General features: G+C 69.5%; 17 protein-coding genes. 4 read left to right on the top strand and 13 right to left on the bottom strand.

Features of this window, described 5'->3' with window-relative positions; translation table 11 throughout:
• Positions 1-49: 49 nt before the first annotated feature.
• Positions 50-1,420 (top strand): FAD-binding oxidoreductase, encoded by a 1,371-nt coding sequence (locus VNJ48_RS14685; protein WP_325603368.1) that lies wholly within the window; start codon positions 50-52, stop codon positions 1,418-1,420.
• A 44-nt stretch (positions 1,421-1,464) separates the two neighbouring features.
• On the opposite strand, the gene VNJ48_RS14680 is transcribed toward VNJ48_RS14685, so the two are convergent.
• The 12 genes from VNJ48_RS14680 to VNJ48_RS14625 all read right to left on the bottom strand — a co-directional run bounded on the left by VNJ48_RS14680 (position 1,465) and on the right by VNJ48_RS14625 (position 15,508).
• Complete coding sequence (locus tag VNJ48_RS14680; protein WP_325603366.1) at positions 1,465-2,457, bottom strand: aldo/keto reductase; 993 nt, start codon at positions 2,455-2,457, stop codon at positions 1,465-1,467.
• An 11-nt stretch (positions 2,458-2,468) separates the two neighbouring features.
• Entirely contained in the window at positions 2,469-3,974 is a 1,506-nt protein-coding gene (araA, locus tag VNJ48_RS14675) for an L-arabinose isomerase (protein WP_325603422.1), read from the bottom strand.
• A 46-nt stretch (positions 3,975-4,020) separates the two neighbouring features.
• Positions 4,021-4,698: an L-ribulose-5-phosphate 4-epimerase gene (locus tag VNJ48_RS14670; RefSeq protein WP_325603364.1), complete on the bottom strand. Its 678-nt coding sequence runs from the start codon at positions 4,696-4,698 to the stop codon at positions 4,021-4,023.
• 1 nt (position 4,699) lies between these two features.
• Positions 4,700-6,394 carry a ribulokinase gene (gene araB / locus VNJ48_RS14665; protein WP_325603420.1) on the bottom strand — a complete coding sequence of 565 codons (1,695 nt, stop codon included), beginning with the start codon at positions 6,392-6,394 and terminating at the stop codon, positions 4,700-4,702.
• A gap of 17 nt (positions 6,395-6,411) precedes the next feature.
• Positions 6,412-7,443: a LacI family DNA-binding transcriptional regulator gene (locus VNJ48_RS14660; RefSeq protein ID WP_325603362.1), complete on the bottom strand. Its 1,032-nt coding sequence runs from the start codon at positions 7,441-7,443 to the stop codon at positions 6,412-6,414.
• Positions 7,440-8,444, bottom strand: coding sequence for a galactofuranose ABC transporter, permease protein YjfF (gene yjfF / locus VNJ48_RS14655; RefSeq protein ID WP_325603360.1), 1,005 nt, complete (start codon positions 8,442-8,444; stop codon positions 7,440-7,442). Before yjfF ends, VNJ48_RS14660 begins: the two co-directional genes overlap by 4 nt.
• Complete coding sequence (locus VNJ48_RS14650; RefSeq protein ID WP_325603359.1) at positions 8,441-9,490, bottom strand: ABC transporter permease; 1,050 nt, start codon at positions 9,488-9,490, stop codon at positions 8,441-8,443. The genes yjfF and VNJ48_RS14650 overlap by 4 nt, the downstream gene beginning before the upstream one ends.
• Positions 9,483-11,066, bottom strand: a complete 1,584-nt coding sequence (locus tag VNJ48_RS14645; RefSeq protein WP_325603357.1) for a sugar ABC transporter ATP-binding protein — start codon at positions 11,064-11,066, stop codon at positions 9,483-9,485. The genes VNJ48_RS14650 and VNJ48_RS14645 overlap by 8 nt, the downstream gene beginning before the upstream one ends.
• A gap of 74 nt (positions 11,067-11,140) precedes the next feature.
• A complete protein-coding gene (locus VNJ48_RS14640) occupies positions 11,141-12,127 on the bottom strand; it encodes an ABC transporter substrate-binding protein (protein ID WP_325603355.1) in 987 nt (328 codons plus the stop codon).
• A gap of 152 nt (positions 12,128-12,279) precedes the next feature.
• Complete coding sequence (locus VNJ48_RS14635; RefSeq protein WP_325603353.1) at positions 12,280-13,311, bottom strand: LacI family DNA-binding transcriptional regulator; 1,032 nt, start codon at positions 13,309-13,311, stop codon at positions 12,280-12,282.
• A gap of 9 nt (positions 13,312-13,320) precedes the next feature.
• Positions 13,321-14,328, bottom strand: coding sequence for an aldose epimerase family protein (locus VNJ48_RS14630; protein WP_325603351.1), 1,008 nt, complete (start codon positions 14,326-14,328; stop codon positions 13,321-13,323).
• Positions 14,300-15,508, bottom strand: coding sequence for an ROK family protein (locus VNJ48_RS14625; protein ID WP_325603349.1), 1,209 nt, complete (start codon positions 15,506-15,508; stop codon positions 14,300-14,302). The genes VNJ48_RS14630 and VNJ48_RS14625 overlap by 29 nt, the downstream gene beginning before the upstream one ends.
• Before the next feature lie 91 nt (positions 15,509-15,599).
• Between VNJ48_RS14625 and zwf the strand changes: the two genes are divergently transcribed.
• From zwf to eda, 3 genes are read left to right on the top strand one after another with little or no spacing between them, the layout of a single operon-like run.
• The gene (gene zwf, locus VNJ48_RS14620; RefSeq protein ID WP_325603347.1) at positions 15,600-17,075 is read left to right on the top strand and encodes a glucose-6-phosphate dehydrogenase; all 1,476 of its coding nucleotides are present in this window, start codon (positions 15,600-15,602) and stop codon (positions 17,073-17,075) included.
• A 5-nt stretch (positions 17,076-17,080) separates the two neighbouring features.
• Positions 17,081-18,940, top strand: coding sequence for a phosphogluconate dehydratase (edd, locus tag VNJ48_RS14615; protein ID WP_349255868.1), 1,860 nt, complete (start codon positions 17,081-17,083; stop codon positions 18,938-18,940).
• On the top strand, positions 18,924-19,562 hold the full coding sequence (gene eda / locus VNJ48_RS14610) for a bifunctional 4-hydroxy-2-oxoglutarate aldolase/2-dehydro-3-deoxy-phosphogluconate aldolase (RefSeq protein WP_325603342.1): 639 nt from the start codon (positions 18,924-18,926) through the stop codon (positions 19,560-19,562). Before edd ends, eda begins: the two co-directional genes overlap by 17 nt.
• On the opposite strand, the gene VNJ48_RS14605 is transcribed toward eda, so the two are convergent.
• Positions 19,559-19,999, bottom strand: a complete 441-nt coding sequence (locus VNJ48_RS14605; RefSeq protein WP_325603340.1) for a DUF6326 family protein — start codon at positions 19,997-19,999, stop codon at positions 19,559-19,561. The genes eda and VNJ48_RS14605 overlap by 4 nt on opposite strands.
• Positions 20,000-20,242: the final 243 nt, after the last annotated feature.

Below are 20,242 nucleotides of genomic sequence, written 5' to 3'. Positions count from 1 at the left end.
GCCTGGTGGAGGTCTGGCGGTCCTCGCTCAACTCCGGAAGTATCGCCCCGTGACCGTGGTGGACCAGAGTGACGTCGATGTCGAGGTAGCCCGGCTCAGTGGTCTTGTCGAGGGCTGGGTCTCGGTGCCCGGCCAGGAGCGTTACGCGACCGCACGCCGTACCTTCAACGGGTTGCTGGACCGCAGGCCGGTCCTCGCGGTCTCGTGCCGAACCGTCGACGACGTACGCCGAGCCCTGGAGTCCGCGACGCGGTTGGATCTGCCGGTCTCGGTGCGGGGTGGCGGTCACAGCGTGGCCGGCCACGGGGTGGGCGCCGACTCGCTGTTGGTGGACCTGTCCCTGATGCGGGACGTGGCGGTCGACCCGGTCGCGCGCCGGGCCCGGGTGGCTGGAGGGGCGGTGTGGAACGACGTCGACCCGGCCACGCAGAGCCATGGCCTGGCGGTTCCGGGCGGGACCTTCGGTGACACCGGGGTCGGGGGCCTCACCCTGGGTGGAGGGATCGGGTGGCTCATCGGCACCGGGGGGCTGACGTGCGACAACCTCGTGCGCGCCGAGCTCGTCACGCCTGCGGGCGAGGTGGTCGTCGCCGGCCAGGACGGAGACCCCGAGCTGTTGTGGGCACTGCGAGGTGGAGGCGGCAACTTCGGTGTGGTCACCTCGTTCGAGATGGCCCTGCACGAACGCGGACCGATGTTCGGCGGACGACTCCTCTTCGACATCCAGGACACCGCGGAAGTGCTCGACGGGATCGCCGATCTGATGCGCGACGCACCCGACGAGCTGGTCATCCAGTCCGCGGTCAGGGTGGGGGTCGGGCACACCCAACCCGGTTGCGGGGTCCTGTTCGCCTACGCCGGCCCGCCCGAGGACGCCCGACGCTACGCCGACGCGGTCCGCCGACTGGCGGTGCCGGTGAGCGACGACCTCCGCGTGATGAGCTATCAGGATGTCCAAGGAATGAACGGGCTGCTGCCGTTCGGGCTCCGGCACTACTGGTCCGGGCACTTCGTCACCGACCTGCACCCGGAAACGGTCTCGGCGGTGTGCGAGCGCCTGGAACAGACGCCGGGCCTGAACACCATCTTGCTCGAGCCCCTGACGGGTCTGGCCCGACGCATCGACCCCGAGACAGCCGCGTTCCCCGCCCGCGAGGCCCGCTGGAACGTGACCGGACTCGGAATCTGGAGCGACCCCAGTCACGACGATGAACACGTGAGCTGGTCGCGCAGCATCTCGCAGGCCGTTGCGCCGTGGTCGTTGCTCGGCGGCGGGTACTCCAACTACGCCGCGCACGACGTGCCGCCAGGTCGGGCACAGACGATGTTCGGCACCGAGCGATGGACCCGGCTCCGCGAGGTCAAGCGACGCCACGACCCCACCAACGTCCTGCGCTACAACGCCAACATCACCGCCTGACGACGTCGTCGTGGCGACCGGACCCGTTCCGTGGCGGCAGCGCCTTACCAGCGCGCGTGCACCTGAGCACGGATCCGACGGTCGTAGAGGTCCGCGACGCCCTCCAGGAACGAGGCCGGCAGCTCAGCGACCACACCGGCCGCCGCGTTCGCCTGGGCCTGCGCGACGTTGCGAGCTCCGGGGATCACCGTGGAGACGCCTGGCTGGTGGGCAATCCACGCGATGGCGGCCTGCGCCGGAGTGATGTCGAGGTCGCTCTCGGCCACCAGCTCCGAGAACTCCCGCGCCGCCTCCACGCCGGTGGCGTAGTCGACCCCGGAGAAGGTCTCCCCCACGTCGAAGGCGCTGCCGTCGCGGTTGTAGGTCCGGTGGTCGTCGGCGGCGAACGTGGTGTTGAGGTGGTACTTGCCCGACAGCAACCCCGACGCGAGCGGGACGCGGGCGATGATGCCGACCCCGGCGGCCTCGGCGGCGGGCAGCACCTCGTCCAGGGGCTTGGCGCGGAAGGCGTTCAGGATGATCTGCACGCTGGCGACGTGCGGTCGGCCGATCGCACTGAGCGCCTGGGCGGCGGTCTCGACGCTGACGCCGTACGCCGCAATCGACCCGTCCTCGACGAGTCGGTCGAGCACGTCGTAGGTGCGGTCGTCGTCGATGACCTCGCTCGGCGGGCAGTGCAGCTGGACCAGGTCGAGCCGATCGGTGCCGAGGTTGGTGCGCGACCGGTCGATCCAGGAACGGAAGTTCGCCTCGCTGTAGTTGGCAGGCACCTGCTCGGCCCGCCTGCCCATCTTGGTGGCGACCATGAACCCCGCGTCGGAGTGCTCCGCCACGAAGCGACCGAGGATTCGCTCGCTTCGTCCGTCGCCGTAGACGTCGGCGGTGTCGTAGAACGTCACGCCCGCCTCAGCGGAGGCCTCCAGCACCGCCAGCGCGTCGGCCTCGGTGACCTCACCCCAGTCGGCGCCGAGCTGCCAGGTGCCGAGACCCACCACGGAGACCGGGCGACCGATCCGTTCGAGAGTTCGTTGCTTCATGCGTCCCATCCTCACAGACCTTGGGCCAGGCGGTGGTAGGCGGCGTTCCAGCGCAGCTCGCGCTTGAAGGTGCGCGGCGTGGTCTCGGCGTCGATGGTCACCATCTCGGTGCCCGTCATCTCGGCAAAGTCCTCGAGCACCTCCACGCCGATCGCCTTGGAGAGCACGGTGTGGTGCGGCGCACCCGCCATCAACCAGGCCTCGGCGGAGGTCGACAGCGAGGGCCGCGGCTCCCAGACGGCGCACGCGACGGGAAGATGCGGCAGCTCCTCGTCCGGCTCCACGACGTCGATCTCGTTGACCGTGAGCCGGAAGCGGTCGCCGAGGTCGGACAGGCCGGCGACCACCGCCGCCCCGGGGTCCGCGGTGAACCGGAGGCGGACCGGGTCCTCACGGCCGCCGATCGCGAGCGGATGCACCTCCAGGGACGCGCGCTGCGTCGTGATGCTGGGGCAGACCTCGAGCATGTGGGCGCCGAGGATCTTCTCCTCGCCGGGAACGAGGTGGTAGGTGTAGTCCTCCATGAAGGACGTGCCGCCGGGCAATCCGGCCGCCATGGCCTTGGTTGCGCGGAGCAGCACCGACGTCTTCCAGTCCCCTTCGCCGCCGAAGCCGAAGCCGTCGGCCATGAGCCGCTGGACGGCCAGACCCGGCAGCTGGCGCAGGCCGCCGAGGTCCTCGAAGTTGGTCGTGAAGGCGCCGAAGCCGCCCGCGGTGAGGAAGGCGCGCATGCCGAGCTCGATGCGTGCCCCGTAGCGGAGCGAGTCGTGACGCTCCCCGCCCGGAAGCAGCTCGGGAGCGACGCGGTAGGTGTCCGCGTACTCGATGACCAGCTTGTCGATGTCGGTGTCGGCGACCTCATCGACGACAGCAACGAGGTCGTTGACGCCGTAGGTGTTGACGGAGACGCCGAAGCGGAGCTGCGCCTCGATCTTGTCTCCCTCGGTCACTGCGACGTCGCGCATGTTGTCACCGAAACGCGCGAGCCTGAGGTGTCGCAGCTCGTGGCGCCCCAACGCCGCGCGGGTCCACTGGGCCACTCGTGCCCGGACCGCTGGCGAGTCGACGTGACCCGCGACCGTCTTGCGCAGGACACCGAGCCGGGACTGGATGTAGCCGAACTCGCGGTCGCCGTGCGCGGCCTGGTTGAGGTTCATGAAGTCCATGTCGATGGTCGACCACGGGAGCTCCATGCCGGCCTGCGTGTGCAGGTGCAGCAACGGCTTCTGGAGGGCGTCGAGGCCCGCGATCCACATCTTCGCCGGGGAGAAGGTGTGCATCCATGCCATCACCCCGACACACGCAGGGTCGGAGTTCGCGTCCAGCATCTGCCGGTGGATGGAGCCGGCATCGAGGAGGACGGGCTTCCACACCACGGTGACCGGCAGGTCTGCGGTCTCGTTGAGCCGGGACACGATCGCCTGGGACTGCGACGCGACCTGGTCCAGTGTCTCGGGGCCGTACAGCCCCTGGCTGCCGGTGAGGAACCAGACCTCGGGGACGGGGACGGACGTCATGCTCATGTGGGTGTTCCTTCGTGAGTCTGGGTGCCGACCGGTCGGGTCAGCGCTGGCCGTACACGTTCTGGTAGCGGTCGTGGAGGGCGTCGACGTGCTGCTGCTCGATCGGCTGCGGCTCGCCGAGCTGGCGCGAGATGTGGACGGTGCGAGCGACGTCCTCGCACATCACGGCTGCCGCCACGGCCTTGCGCGGAGTGGGACCGATGCTGAAGACGCCGTGGTTGCGCATGATCACGGCCGACGACCGGCTGCCACGCAGGGTCTCGACGACACCGCGGCCGATCGAGTCGCCGCCGATGATCGCAAAGGGCCCGATCGGGATCTCGCCGCCGAACTCGTCGGCGCACATCGTGAGCACACAGGGCACCGGCTCGCCGCGGATCGCCCAAGCGGCGGCGTAGGTCGAGTGCGTGTGGACCACCCCGCCGACATGGGGCATCTCGCGATAGACGTAGGCCTGCGCCTCGGTGTCGGACGACGGGGCGTGCTCGCCCTCCACCACGCGCCCGTGCAGGTCGCACAGGACCATGTTCTCGGGAGTGAGATCGTCGTACGCCACGCCGCTCGGCTTGATCACCAAGAGGTCGTGCCCAGGCACCCGCGCGCTCACGTTGCCGGCGGTCCACACCACCAGCTGATAGCGGGTCAGCTGCTCGTGCAGCGCACACACCTCGCGGCGCAGCGTGTCGATGGTCTCTCGGACCTCGGTCACGACAGTCATGTCAGTCCTCTTCCTGGGTGGCGGCACGCCGGCGGGCCACCGCGTCGCGACGGATCGCCTTGAGCCGTCGCATCGTGGTGGAGCTGCGCCCGAAGTGGTCGTGCAGTGCGACGTACTGCTCGAACAACGCGTCGTAGGCGCTGGCACGCGTCTGGTCGGGCAGATAGACGTGACGACGGACCTTGCCCATCTGCTTGGCAGCGGTCGGGACGTCCGGGTAGGCACCGGCTGCGACAGCTGCGTGGATGGCGGAGCCGAGAGCCGGGCCCTGCTCGGAGTCGATGATCGAGAGCGGCAGCCGGGTCACGTCGGCATAGATCTGCATGAGCAGCGCGTTCTTCGCCAGCCCGCCGGCCACGATGAACTCCTCGACCGGGACGCCGCTGCGGCGGAAGGTCTCGACGATCACGCGGGTCCCGAAGGCGGTGGCCTCGAGCAGGGCTCGGTAGATGTCCGGCGGCCGGGTCGCCAGTGTCTGGCCGACCACGACGCCGGAGAGCTCGTGGTCGACGAGCACCGAACGGTTGCCTGAGTGCCAGTCGAGGGCGACGAGCCCGTGCTCACCGATCGCCTGGGCGGCGGCCAGCCGGGTGAGGTGCTCGTGCACCGACTCCCCCGCGGCCGCGGCGGCCTCGGCGTAGGCCGCCGGGACGCCGTTGTCGACGAACCACCCGAAGATGTCGCCGACGCCGCTCTGGCCCGCCTCGTAACCCCACAGCCCCGACACGATGCCGCCGTCCACGACGCCGCACATCCCCGGGACCTCACGGAGCACCGAAGCACTCATGACGTGGCACGTCGACGTGCCCATGATGGCCACCATCTGGCCGGGACCGGTGGCCTGGGCCGCCGGTGCCGTGACGTGGGCGTCGACGTTGCCAACAGCCACGGCAATGCCTTCGCGAAGCCCCGTCCAGCCTGCCGCCTCGGCACTCAGCGCACCGGCGCGGTCGCCGAGCTCGCCGATCGGATGCTCGACCTTGTCGGACACGAAGGAGCCGAAGCCGGGTGACAGGGCAGTGAGGAACTGCGGCGATGGGTAGTCGCCGTCCTGCCGGATGCCCTTGTAACCGGCGGTGCACGCGTTGCGGACGTAGGTCCCGCAGAGCTGCCACACGATCCAGTCGGCCGCCTCGACCCAGTGCTCCATCCGTTCATAGGCGTCGTAGTCCTCCTCGAAGAGCTGGAGTCCCTTGGCGAACTCCCACTCCGAGGAGATGAGGCCGCCGTAGCGCGGTAGCCACGATTCCCCCCGGATCCGGGCGAGCTCGTTGATGCGGTCGGCCTGCGCCTGAGCGGCGTGGTGCTTCCACAGCTTCACGTAGGCGTGCGGCCGGTCGGCGAGGCCCTCGACCTCGTTGAGCGGGGTGCCGTCGGCCAGCGTGGGCACCATCGTGCAGGCGGTGAAGTCCGTGGCGATGCCGACGACCTGGTCGGGGTCGATGCCGGCTGCGGCCACAGCAGCTGGCACAGCCACCTTGAGCACCTCGCGGTAGTCCTCCGGGACTTGCAGCGCCCACTCAGGCGGCAGGGGAAGCGCGCTGCCGGCGAGCTCCGCGGGAAGGCACTCCTCGAGCACCGCGTGCGGATAGGCGTGTACGCCGGTCCCGAGCTCGGCGCCGTCGGAGACGCGCACCACCACGGCGCGCCCGGACAGGGTGCCGAAGTCGACGCCCACGACGTAGTGGTCGTCGATCTGGTTCTCGGAGACGGTCATGGGTTCCTCTCGACGGGGGACGCGCTGCTGGCGCGCACCACCAGCTCGGGTCTGATCAGGCTTTCCGGTGTCGACTCGCCGGCCATGGCGGCCTGGAGGATCTCGATCGCCCGGTGGCCCACGGCCTGGAAGTCCTGGCGCACGGTGGTGAGCGGCGGGATGAGGTACGCCGCCTCGGGGATGTCGTCGAAGCCGACGACACTGACACCGCCCGCCCCGCGCGGCACGCCCCGCCCGGCTTCGGTCAGGGCTCGCATCAGGCCGAGCGCCATCTGGTCGTTGGCGCAGAACACCGCCGTGATCTCGCCACGCGCAGCGATCTCCTGTCCGCAGGCGAAGCCACTGGCGGCCGACCAGTCGCCGACCAGGGGCTGCCCGGGGGTCAGGCCTGCGGCATACATCGCGTTCTGCCACCCCAGGAGCCGAGCGCGCGCCTCGGTCCACGAGGGGGGTCCGGCGAGGTGGAGGATGTCGGTGTGCCCGAGCCCGATCAGGTGCCGAGTCCCGAGCTCGGCGCCGGCGACCTGGTCGACCCCGACGGTCCACCGGGCCTTCTCCGCATTGCCCTCTACGACCACGACAGGGGTGCCGAGATTCTCCTGCGCGCGCGCCACCTCAAGAGCCTCGTCCGTAGCAGAGATCAGCACGATGCCTTCGACGGACTGCCCGCGCAGGTGGTCGATCGCATCGACCAGCTCCTCGCGGGTCAGACTCTGCAGGTTGACCGAGCTGACGAAGTAGCCGGCCTCCCGCCCTGCGGCCTGGATGGTGCGGTGCACGGTGGACGGTCCCCAGAAGCCGCTCTTGGAGCCGATCACGCCGATGGTGGCCGACCGCCTGGTGACCAGGGCTCGGGCAGCCGAGTTGGGTCGATAGCCGAGCTGACGGATCGCCATCTCGACCCGCTCACGGGTCGCCGGACGCAGGTTGGCCTGTCCGTTGATGACCCGGGAGACCGTCTGGTGCGAGACGCCAGCGAGCCGGGCGACGTCTGCCATGACGGGCTTCCGCGCTGCGATGTCGGTCATGTCTGTCGCCGAGTCGCGAATCGCTGCGCCACCACGAACGCCAGCAGCAGCGCCCCGATGACGATGCGCACCCAGTAGGAGCTCAGGGAGCCGTCGAAGGAGATCAACGTCAAGATGATCCCGAGGACGAGCACGCCCAGGAGTGAGCCCACGACGTAGCCCCGCCCGCCCGTGAGCAACGTGCCCCCGATGACGACAGCGGCGATGGCGTCGAGCTCGGTGCCGACCGCGTGCAAGGGGTTGCCGGACAGGATGTAGAGGGAGAACATCAACCCGCCGAGGGAGGCGCAGAAGCCGCTGATGACATAGACGCCGACCTTGGTGAAGGCCACCCGCAGGCCCATCAACATCGCCGAGCTCTCGCTTCCGCCGATGGCGTAGACCGTGCGACCGAAGCGGGTCCGGGCAAGGACGTACGCCGCAATCCCCACCACCACGAGCGCCACGATCGCCGTCCATCGCAGGTAGTAGCCGCCGAGGTCGACGGTCTCGTAGGCCAGAGCGGTGAAGGTCGGATCGTTGATCGAGATCGACTCGACGCTGATCAGGTAGGTGATCCCCCGGGCCAGGAACAGTCCTGCGAGCGTGGCGATGAACGGCTGGATGTCGAAGTAGTGGATGAGCAGGCCCATCAGCAGGCCCAGGAGGGTCCCGGTCAGGAGCACGGCAACCATGGACAGGTAGGGGTCCCAGCCCAGCTGGAGAGTCTTCGCCGCCACCATCGTGGAGAGGGCGACGACCGATCCGACGGACAGGTCGATGCCACCGGTGAGGATGACGAAGGTCATGCCGACCGCGAGCACGATGAGGAACGCGTTGTCGATGAGCAGGCTCAACAGCACCTGCGGGTCGGCGAACCCGTCGTAGCGCAGGCCCCCGATGCCGAACATGCCGATGAACAGGGCCAGCGTGGTCAGGACGGGCACGTAGCGCGACGGCGGGGAGAACTGCCGGAGCCGGTCCCACGCCGACGCGGAGACGGGGAGAGTTGCGGCGCTCATGCGTGACCTGCCTCTGCCAGGACGGGGATGGTTCGGCGTCTGCGCCGCAGCGCTCTGCGTGCCTTGGGGGACTGGAGGAGGCACACCGCCACGACGACAAGCGCCTTGAAGAGGTAGTTGGCCTCGGAGGGGATTCCGATGTTGGGGATCGTGCGCACGAGCGTCGCGATGAACAGGGCGCCGATGAGCGTGCCCGTCAACGAGAATCGCCCGCCGGCCAGCGAGGTGCCCCCGATGACCACGGCGAGGATGGCGTCGAGCTCGATCCAGAGCCCGAGGCGGTTGGGGTTCACCGAGTTGGTGTTGGCCGCGATGATCAGGCCCGCGACCCCGGAGCACAGGCCGGAGAACGCGTAGACGGTCCAGACGATCGTCCGCGACCGGACCCCAGCGAGCCGACTGGCCTCGGGGTTGATGCCTACGGCCTCGATCAGCATGCCGAGCGCGGTGCGCCGGGTGAGGACTGCAGTGAACGCGAAGACGACCATCGCGACGATGAACGCCAACGGGAGGGTGAGGACGAAGCCCGACGCGAGGTCGCTGAAGAAGGCGTTGTTGACGGTGGTGATCTGACCGTCAGTCACCGCCATGGCAAGTCCCCGTCCGGCGACCATCAGCACCAGCGTCGCGATGATGGGCTGGATGCCGAGCACCGAGACCAGGAAACCGTTCCAGAGACCGAGCGCGACGCACACCGCCAGCGCGAGGGTGCACGCCATGATCGCCGTGCTGAGCGCCGCTTCATCGCCCGCGCCGGCGATCCGCGTGCACGCCACGGAGCCGCTGATGGCGGCGATCGCACCGACGGAGAGGTCGATCCCCCGCGTGGCGATCACGAGGGTCATCCCCAGCGCCACGAGCAGCACCGGCGCGCTGTTGCGCACGATGTCGACCAGGCTGCCGTACAGGTGACCGTCCTGCATCCGGATGTTGAAGAACGTGGGTGTTGCCACCAGGTTGACGAGAAGCAGCATGGCCAGCGCGAGCGCGGGCCACAGGAGCGGACTGCCCAGGATGCGCTGGTAGCGGGTCGGGGACTCAGGCATGGTGGCTCCCCTGCTCGGACCGGGCCTCGCCTGCGATGATCTCGAGGACGTCGCTGACGCTCACGTCGTCGTTGGGGCGTTCGTCGATCTTGTGGCGGTCTCGCATCACGACGAGGCGGTCACTGAGGCGGAGCACCTCCTCGAGCTCGGCGGAGATGAAGACCACCGACATCCCCTTGGCTGCCAGCTCTGCGACCGTGGCCTGGATCTGGGCCTTGGCGCCGATGTCGATCCCGCGGGTGGGCTCGTCGAGGATGAGGATGTCGGGCTCAGTGATCAACCACCGTGCGAGCAGCACCTTCTGCTGGTTGCCTCCCGAGAGGTTGCGCATCAGTGCATCGGGGTCGGCCGGCCGGATGTCGAGGGCCTGGATGTAGCGCTGCACGAGCTCGGTGCGGGTGTTCTGCGGGATGGGCCTCAACCAGCCGCGCGATGCCTGCAACGCCAGCACCATGTTGTCGGCGACGGTCAGGTCCGCCACGACTCCCTCGGCCTTGCGGTCCTCACTCGAGAAGGCGAGCTTGCGGTCGATCGCATGGCGCGGACTGCGCAGCCGGCGACGCTCGGAGCGGACTGTGACCTCTCCCTTGTCGGCGGTGTCGGCCCCGAAGAGGAGGCGTGCGAGCTCGGTGCGGCCCGAACCCAGGAGGCCCGCGAAGCCGATGACCTCGCCCTCGAACAGCTCGAGGTCGGTCGCCTCGAGCGAGCCCTTGCGCCCCAGTCCGACTGCAACGAGCACCGGCGCGGTCTTCGCCTTGTCGACAGCCGTGTGCTCTTGACGGTCGAGCCGGTCGAGCACCTCGATCTCGCGGCCGATCATCAGCTGCACGAGCTCAAGCCGGGAGGTCTCGGCGACCATGCGCTCTTCGACCAGCTGACCGTTGCGCAGGATCGTCATCCGGTCGGAGACCTCGTAGACCTGGTCCAGGAAATGGGAGACGAAGACGATGGCGACGCCGTCTGCACGGAGCCGACGGATGACGTCGAAGAGCTTGGCGACCTCGTCGGTGTCGAGGCTGGAGGTGGGCTCGTCGAGGATCAGCACGCGAGCGTCCACGTCCACCGCCCGGGCGATGGCGACCAGCTGTTGTATGGCGATCGGGTGATCGCCGAGCACGGAGGTCGGGTCCACCGCGATGCCCAGCCCTTCGAGGGTCTCTCGCGCCCGACGGTTCATGGCGCTGACGTTGATCCCGCCGAACCGGCGCGGCTCGCGGCCCAGCAGCATGTTCTCCGCCACCGTGAGGTTGGGCAGCAGGTTGACCTCCTGATACACCGTGCTGATGCCAGCTGCCTGGGAGGCGGCCGGCGAGGAGAACGCGTGCTCCACGCCGTCGACGAGCACCGTGCCGGAGTCGATGGAGTAGACCCCGGTCAACGCCTTGATCAACGTGGACTTGCCAGCCCCGTTCTCCCCCATCAAGGCGTGCACCTCACCGGGGAACAACCGCAGGCTGACGCCGTCGAGAGCGCGCACACCGCCGAATTCGATCGTGATGTCCTGCATCTCGATCACGGGACTCGGCGTCAACCCCTGCGGGGAGTGCGCCTGCGCCTGTGTCTCCATCTGCGTCATCTCACGTCCTCTCTGGCACGCGTTCGTCATGCGTGCGGCCCGGACGCGTCGAACCTCCGGGCCGCACGAGTTGCTCAGTACTGGCGGTCGGCCAGGACGTCGGCGGCCTGTTCCTGGGTGAACGTCGTCTCCTCGGTGACGACGCGCTCGGGAACCTCTTCACCGTCGAGCACCTTCTTGGCCAGCTCCATCAGCTGCGGCCCGAGGAGCGGGTTGCACTCGACGATGTAGTTGATCTTGCCCTCGGCCAGGGCGGCCATGCCGTCCTTGACGGCATCGATGGTGATGATCTTGATGTCCTTGCCCGGCTCGAGACCGGCAGCCTCGATCGCCTCGATGGCGCCCAGGCCCATGTCGTCGTTGTGCGCGAACACGACGTCGATCCCCTCCTCGGACTGCAGGAAGGACTCCATGACCTGCTTGCCGCCTTCGCGGGTGAAGTCACCGGTCTGGGATGCGATCACCGACATGGACGGGTCTGCCCCGATGGCCGACGCGAAGCCCTCGGCACGGTCAATCGCCGGGGCGGCACCGGTCGTGCCTTCAAGCTGCACGACGTTGATCTTCCCGTCGCCGTCCACGTCGGAGTCGTCGGCGTTCTCCACCAGCCACTCGCCCGCCTTCTCCCCCTCGAGGACGAAGTCGGAGCCCAAGAAGGTCTCGTAGAGCGAGGTGTCCTCCACGTCGACCGCACGGTCGGTGAGGATGACCGGGATGCCGGCCGCCTTCGCCTCCTGGAGGACTGACTCGAACCCGGTCTCGACCACCGGACTGAAGGCGATGACGTCGACCTTCTGCTGGATGTAGGACCTGATCGCCTGGATCTGGTTCTCCTGCTTGCCCTGGGCGTCGGTGAACTTGAGCTCGACTCCCTCGGCCTCGGCCGTCTCCTGGATGGACTTGGTGTTGGCGGTGCGCCACCCGCTCTCGGCGCCGACCTGGGCGAAGCCCATCGTGATCTTGCCGTCGTCGCTACCGCCCGAGTCATCGGAGCCGCAGGCCGACAGCGTCATGACTGTCATGGAGATCGCACTCGCGGCGATCAGGGTCTTCTTCAGCACTGGTCTTCCTCCAAATCAATGGGGCCTTGTTGCCCATGTGACCGGTGTCACTGTGAGACGAGTGTGAGCGTTAACATTGCACCAGTCAAGACTTCTGATGGATTCTCTTGAGATAAATGTGAGCGCTCACTTCTTGCGCTCAGCCGTGTCGCCTACTGAGGGGGCGCGCCGGTCGACGCTCGGACCTGCAGGGTCGGGACGATGAGGTCGAGCGAGGCCTCGTGGTCTCCGCGGATGGCGGCGACAGCAAGCGACAGCGCACGCCGGCCCAGCTCGGAGAAGTCCTGCGCCACCGTGGTGAGAGCGGGCCAGTAGAACGCCGCCTCTGGCAGGTCGTCGAAACCCACCACGCTGAGGTCCTCAGGCACCCGGCGACCACGCTCGTGGAGTGCGCGCAGCAGTCCGAGCGCCATCGAGTCGTTGCCCGCGAAGACCGCGGTGGTGTCGCTGTCGTCCGCGATCAGCAGTCCCGCTCGATAGCCACTTGCGGGCGACCAGTCCCCGTCCAGCTCCGGTCCGGGCAGCAGGCCACGCTCCTCGTGCGCCCGGCGCCATCCGGCGCGACGATGGGCTGCTTCCACCCAGTCGTGCGGACCGCTCACGTGTGCGACATGTCGGTGACCCAGGTCGAGCAGGTGCCCCGTCGCCAGCTGGGCACCGAGCACCTGGTCGATGCCAGCCGAGAGCGGTTGACCCCCGGAGACGCCCTCGACGAGGACCACCGGGATCGAGAGCTGCAGGGACCGCGTCATCTCCGCAGCCTCCCGGTGGGCCACGGCCACGACGATCGCTTCGACGGCCTGGTCGGACAGTCGGTCCACCGCGCCGTGGAGCGCTTCGGCCGACAACTCCGAGACCCCGACCAGGGACACGTCATAGCCCTCGACGCTCCCTGCCTCCTGGACAGCGGTCGCGATCATGCTCGGACCGTGGAGGCCGAGATGCGCAGTGATCATCCCGATGCGGCGTGACCGGTTGGTCGCCAGCAGGCGTGCTGCGAAGTTGCGGCGGTAACCGAGCTCCTCGATGGCGGCAAGGACACGGGACCTGGTGTCCTCCTTGACGAGCGAGGCGTCGTTCAGGACGCGCGACACCGTCTGGTGGGAAACCCCTGCCCGCGCAGCGACCTGGGCCATGCTCGGTGCGCGCGGCGCACCGCCCCGGCGCAGCTCATGCTCAGCCATGCGCGCATCCTAGGCGCTGGGCAACGCCAGCTGCCCGAGCCTCGTGAATCGCCAGACGAGCTCGCTGCGGTAGCTCTCTCCAGGACGGAGGGCGGCCGAGGGCCACTCCGGCCGGTTGGGTGAGTCGGGGAAGAACTGGGGCTCCAGCGCGATGCCGGCTCCGCGGTCGTAGCGGCGTCCGCTCGGCCCGATGTGCGTACCGTCGAGGAAGTTGCCGGTGTAGACCTGCAGCCCGGGCTGGTCGCTGTGCACCTCGAGGCGGGTGCGCGTGCGAGGCGACTCGACGACGGCGGCCACGCGCAGGCCGTCCCCTCGCACCACGTAGTTGTGGTCGATGCCGCCGGCGTCCCCGACCCTCCCCCCGTCGCGGAGGTCGAACCGGGTCCCTTCGACCGGGGCACGGCCCCCGACAGGGATGCCCGTGGCGTCGACCGGCGTGTAGTCGTCGGCCGGCACGGTCAGGAGGTGGTCGTCGATCGTGCCGGCGCCCTCTCCGTCGAGGTTGAAGTAGGCGTGGTTGGTCAGGTTGACGACGGTCGGCGCGTCGGTCGTCGCCTCCATCACGACGCGGACCGCGTCGCCGTCAACGCGGTAGGTCACTCGCGCGCGGACTGTGCCGGGGAACCCCTGGTCACCATCCGGGCTGACGAGGCTGAGCACCACCTCGTCGCGGTCGTGCGCAACGACGTCCCAGATCCGGCGGTGGAAGCCGTCCGGTCCACCGTGGAGGCTGTTCCCACGGTCGTGGGCCCCGACGACGACCTCGCGACCGTCGAGCGGGAACCGCCCCGAGGCGATCCGGTTGGCATACCGCCCGATCGTGCCGCCGATGTGGTCAGGGCTGGCCAGCCGCTCGTCCGCACTCCGGTGGCCGAGGACGATGTTGCGGCGCACCCCGTCGCCGCCGGTGACGTCGACCCGCTGTGCGGTGGCGCCCAGGGCGAGCACCTCCACGACCGGGCCGGGGGCCAGCCGATGGTCGAACTCGTCATGCGCGCCCCCGCGCCAACGCGGCATCCACGGCTCGCGGTGACAGCACGGCCTCCAGGGCGAGTCGCACGCAGCCGACCAGACCAGCGCGTTCGCCGTACGTCGACGGCAGCACCTGGAGGTTGCGGCCGGCCAGCGCGGTCGTGGCCGGGAAGAGCGTGTCCCGCAGGCCCGCAGCGAAGGTGTCGAACGCCCCCGCCATGTCGCCGCCGACGACGACGGCGCTGGGGTTGAGGACGGTGACCGTGGCCGCCAGCGCCTCACCCACCCGTCGCCCCGACTCACGCACCACCGACCTGGCTGCACCGTTGCCGTGCACCGCCTGGGCGACGAGGTCGCGGACGTGGTCGACCTCCTGGCCCTGCGCTCGCAGCCGCTCGACGAGCGCCCAGCCCCCGGCGACCGTCTCGAGGCAGCCGATGTCGCCGCAGCGGCACAGCAACCCCTCGGCCGCCGCGACCTTGACGTGGCCGATCTCGCCGGCGGCGCCGAGGTGGCCCTGGATGAGTCGGCCGCCGGCGATGATCCCGATGCCCAGCCCGGTGGAGGCCTTGAGGACCAGCACGTCGTCATGGTCGCGCAGGTGACCGTCCCGCTCGGAGAGGGCCATCACGTTGCAGTCGTTGTCGATCACCAGCGGGGCGTCGGTGACCTCGCGGAGGTACGGCGCAAGCGGGATGCCGTCCCAGCCGGCAAGCGCTGGCGAGTCGACGCTCACGACCCGCTCACGGTCGACCGTCCCCGGCAAGGAGAGGCCGACCCCGATCACCTCCTCGCCCGAGCGGCCGAGCTCGGCCAGCAACCGGGCGAGGTGACCCGTGACGACCGGCATCAGCACGTCCGGCCCGACACCGATCTCCTGGTCGTGGCTGACCTGGGCGAGCTCGACGCCGTCCAACGAGCAGACGGACAGCTGGGAGCGGCTGCGGCCGATCGCCACTGCGAGCACGAGCCCGGCGTCGCGGTTGAGCACGAGCGTCGAGGCGGGTCGGCCTCCCGTCGCGGACTCCTCATCGCCTTCCAGGACGAGCCCGGCCGCGGCCAGCGCGGCGAGGCGGGCATTCACCGCGGTGCGGGACAGGCCGGTGACCCGCCCGAGCTCGCCGCGGGTGGTCGCACCGCCCGAGCGGATGAGGTCCAGGAGGTCGCCGGCAGTCGCGCCGGCGGGCGGCGGGGCGGTCGGGGCGGTCGTGGACTCGGCGGACATGATGCCCGGCATTCAAGCATCTGCCACTTCTGTTCCACAAATACCTATCTTTGGTTGTCAAGGTCCCTAATGGTCCGTACGGTGAGTCAACATGAACGGACCTTCGGTCGAGCCATGTGACTTCACGGTCTTCGGCGGCACCGGTGACCTCGCCCTCCGCAAGCTGTTGCCGGCCCTCTACCTGCGCGACCGCGACGGCCAGCTGCCGGACGAGTTCCGGATCATCGGCGTCTCGCGCGCCGAGGTCGACGACGAGGGCTACCGCGCGCTGGTGAAGGACGCCCTCGTCGAGCACGTCGCGGCCGAGGAGCTGGACCCGACGATCACCGAGCGCCTGCTCGGCCGACTGCTCCACGTGACGCTCGACGTCGAGGACGTCACCGCCTGGCACTCCCTGCACGACCGGCTCAAGGACGGCGCTGCCGGTGAGGAGGTCATCCGGGTCTTCTACCTCGCGGTGGCGCCCGCCCTGTTCGGTCCGATCTGCGAGCACCTCGACCAGCTCGGGCTGGCCACCGACCGCTCCCGGGTCGTGCTCGAGAAGCCCATCGGCACCGATCTCGCGAGCGCCGAGACCATCAACGAGGCCGTGGGCCGGGTCTTCGACGAGTCGCACATCTTCCGCATCGACCACTACCTCGGCAAGGAGAGCGTCCAGAACCTCCTGGTCACGCGCTTCGCCAACACCTTCCTCGAGCCGCTGTGGAACAGCCACTGGGTCGACCACGTGCAGATCACCGTCTCGGAGTCGCTCGGCGTCGGCGACCGGGGCTCCTACTACGACCGCTCCGGCGCGCTGCGCGACATGGTGCAGAACCATCTCCTCCAGCTGTTGTGCCTCGTCGCGATGGAGCCGCCGACGTACGTCGACCGGGAGACCGTCCGCGACGAGAAGCTCAAGGTCCTCCAGGCCCTGCGACCGATGACCCCCGAGCTGCTCGAGCGCGACGCCGTCGCCGGGCAGTACGCCGCCGGCCTGTGCAGCGGCGCGGCCGCCCCGTCGTACGCCGACGAGATCGGCCACGAGAGTCACACCGAGACCTTCGTGGCGCTCAAGACCGAGGTGCAGAACTGGCGCTGGGCTGGCGTGCCGTTCTACCTGCGCACCGGCAAGCGGATGTCGGAGCGGGTCTCGGAGATCGTGGTGGTCTTCAAGGAGCCGCCGCACGCGATGTTCCCGCACAGCGAGGGTGCGACCGAGCCCAACCGGCTGCACATCCGGGTGCAGCCCGACGACGGCATGCGGCTGCACATGACCGCCAAGGAGCCCGGCCCCGGCGGGATCCGGTTGCGTCCGGTGTCCCTCGACCTAAGCTACGCAGCCGCCTTCGGCGGTCGCTCACCCGACGCGTACGAACGACTGCTCATGGACGTCGTCCGCGGCAACACCACGTTGTTCATGCGCCGCGACGAGGTGGAGGCGGCCTGGGCCTGGGTCGCACCGATCCTCGACCACTGGGCCCGGCCCACCCACCGTCCGCGGCGCTACCCCGCCGGTACCAACGGACCCGTCGCCGCCGTCACGCTCCTCGAGCGGGACGGCCGATCCTGGCAGGAGACCGAATGACCACCATCAACGCAGGCGTCGCCGAGGTGACCGCGCGCATCTCCGCGCGCAGCCGCGGCACCCGGGCTGCCTATCTCGCCCGCGTCGCTGCAGCGACCCACAAGGGCCCGGCCCGCGGCAAGCTGGCGTGCGCCAACCTCGCCCACGGCTTCGCCGCCTCCGAGGAGCCGGTCAGGGCCGGGCTGCGATCGGGTCGCAAGCCCAACGTGGCGATCGTGTCGGCGTACAACGACATGCTCTCGGCCCACCAGCCGTTCCGCGACGTCCCGGAGGTGCTCAAGAAGTCGATCGTCCGGGCCGGCGGGCTGGCGCAGTTCGCCGGTGGCGTGCCCGCCATGTGCGACGGGATCACCCAGGGCCGCGCCGGCATGGAGCTCTCGCTCTTCAGCCGCGACCTGATCGCCATGTCCACCGCGATCGCGCTCTCGCACGACATGTTCGACGCGGCGATGATGCTGGGGGTCTGCGACAAGATCGTGCCCGGCATGCTGATCGGGGCGTTGTCCTTCGGGCACCTGCCAGTAGTGTTCGTGCCCGCAGGGCCCATGACGTCCGGGCTCCCGAACGGCGAGAAGGCGCGGGTGCGCCAGCTGTACGCCGAGGGCAAGGTCGGCCGCGAGGAGCTGCTCGAGGCCGAGTCCGCGTCCTACCACTCGAAGGGGACCTGCACCTTCTACGGCACCGCCAACAGCAACCAGATGCTGATGGAGGTCATGGGCCTCCACCTGCCCGACGCCACCTTCGCCAACCCGGGCACGCCCCTGCGTGCCGCCCTGGACCGCGCCGCGGGCGCGCGGGCCGTCGCGATCACCGCCGCCGGTGGGGAGCCGACACCGATCGGCCACCTCGTCGACGAGAAGGCGATCGTCAACGCCTGCGTCGCGCTGCTGGCCACCGGCGGGTCCACCAACCACACGATGCACCTGGTCGCGATCGCAGCCGCGGCCGGCATCTCGCTGACCTGGGACGACCTGTCCGACCTGTCGGCCGTGGTGCCGCTGCTCACCCGGATCTATCCCAACGGCAGCGCCGACATCAACCACTTCGTCGCCGCCGGCGGCACCCCCTTCCTCATCCACACCCTGCTGAAGCACGGTTACCTGTACGACGACGTGCTGACGGTCTCCGGCCGCGGACTGTGGCGGCACACGGCCGAAGCGCGCCTCGACGGCGACTCGGTCGCCTGGGAGGAGGGGCCCAAGCAGTCCCTCGACCTCACGGTCCTCCGCCCGGCCGACGACCCGTTCGCCCCGGACGGCGGCCTGCGCATGCTGTCGGGCCGGCTTGGTCGAGCCGTGGTGAAGACGTCCGCGGTCGCGCCGGAGCACCGGGTGATCACCGCGCCGGCGGTGGTCTTCGACGACCAGGCCGACTTCCTGGCTGCCTTCGCCGAAGGCCGGCTCGACGGGCGGGACCTGGTGGCCGTCATCCGCTACCAGGGCCCGGCCGCCAACGGGATGCCGGAGCTCCACAAGCTGATGCCGGCCCTGGGCGTGCTGCAGGACCGCGGCCAACGCGTCGCGATCGTCACCGACGGCCGGATGTCCGGTGCGTCGGGCAAGGTGACCGCCGCGATCCACGTGACCCCCGAGGCCGCGCTCGGTGGTCCGCTCGCCCGGGTGCGCGACGGCGACCTGGTCACCGTCGACGCCGAGCTGGGCACCCTGGACCTCGACGTGCCGGACGCCGAGTTCGACCACCGCGAGATGACCGGCCGGGCCCCCGATGACGTCGAGTGGGCCGGCACCGGGCGCGAGCTCTTCTCCGGCTTCCGCGCCATCGTCGGCACGGCCGAGAACGGCGCCAGCGTCATCCGTCCGCTGCCCGCCCCCCACGAGGAGATCCCCGTTGTCCAGCACGCCTGAGTCCCTGTTGTCGATCGTCCCTGTCGTCCCGGTGGTCGTCATCGAGGACCTCGCCCACGCCGTCCCGGTCGCTCGCGCCCTCGTCGAGGGCGGGCTGCCGATGATCGAGCTCACGCTGCGTACGCCCGTCGCGCTCGACGCCATCGCGGCGATCGCCGCCGAGGTGCCCGAGATCCTGGTCGGCGCCGGCACCATCGTGACGCCCGGCCAGGTGAAGCAGGCCATCGACGCCGGTGCCGAGTTCCTCGTGTCCCCCGGTTGCACGCCGGCGCTGTTGTCGGCGATGGCCGCGTCGGGCGTCGGGTTCCTGCCCGGCACGTCCACAGTCTCCGAGGCCCTGGCGGTGCTCGAGGCGGGCCACACCGCGATGAAGTTCTTTCCCGCCGAGGCATCGGGCGGTGCGGCATACCTCACGTCCATCGCGTCCCCCCTGCCGGCCGCGCGCTTCTGCCCGACGGGCGGGATCACAGCGGCAACGGCCCCGTCCTACCTCGCGCTGTCCAACGTCGGGTGCGTCGGCGGCTCGTGGCTGACACCAGCGGACGCCCTCGCGGACAAGGACTGGGACCGAATCAGGCGATTGGCTGCCGCGGCCACCGCGCTCGCCGCATCTCCCTCCTAAGCCACCGTGCGGGGCCAGGTCCAGGCGGAGCGGAGGATGTAGACGAGGATGGCCACTTCGACCACGACGCCGAGGCCGTAGAAGTACACCCAGGATGCGCCGAGCACGTTGAAGGCCGCGATGGGAATGCAGAGCGATGCCACGACCAGGTTGAGCGTGCGGTTCGCGCGGGCGGGCAGTGCCATGGAGAGCAGAATCATGAGGGCCGGTATCCCCACGATCACGAGCGAAGACACGACGAAGGTCTGGCTGATGTCGAACTCGAAGACGACGCCGGCCAGGATGTCGTCGACGGCGCCGGGGATGTACAGGTGGAGGTAGTCGACGTAGATGTAGAAGAACATGTAGCTGGTCCAAGCGGCGGTCAGCTTGGCTCTGACCGGCGCGGGTGGATCATGTAGCTCTGTCGTGGTCGTGGTCTTGGTCGTGGCGCTCAAAGGTCTCTTCTCTCTCATCGGGTCGTCGATGTCACTATGGCTGAACGTCTGTTCGATGCCACTGGTCCTCGGGCTCGATCTTCCTGGCCGAAGGTATGGGTCATTTCTCATTCCTTCGGCCGGCCTGAGACCTTGCGGGCGCCAGCCCCAACACCCCAGGGTCTGGGAACTCATGCCGATGAGGTCCTTGGCCCGTCGCCAGGACGATCACCCCGTCACTGACGGCAGCGACGATGGCGATGC

The organism is Nocardioides sp., from assembly GCF_035576065.1.
Taxonomy (GTDB): domain Bacteria; phylum Actinomycetota; class Actinomycetes; order Propionibacteriales; family Nocardioidaceae; genus Nocardioides.
Note: the sequence above shows the minus strand (reverse complement) of the source record. Positions and strands in the feature narration are given on the sequence as shown.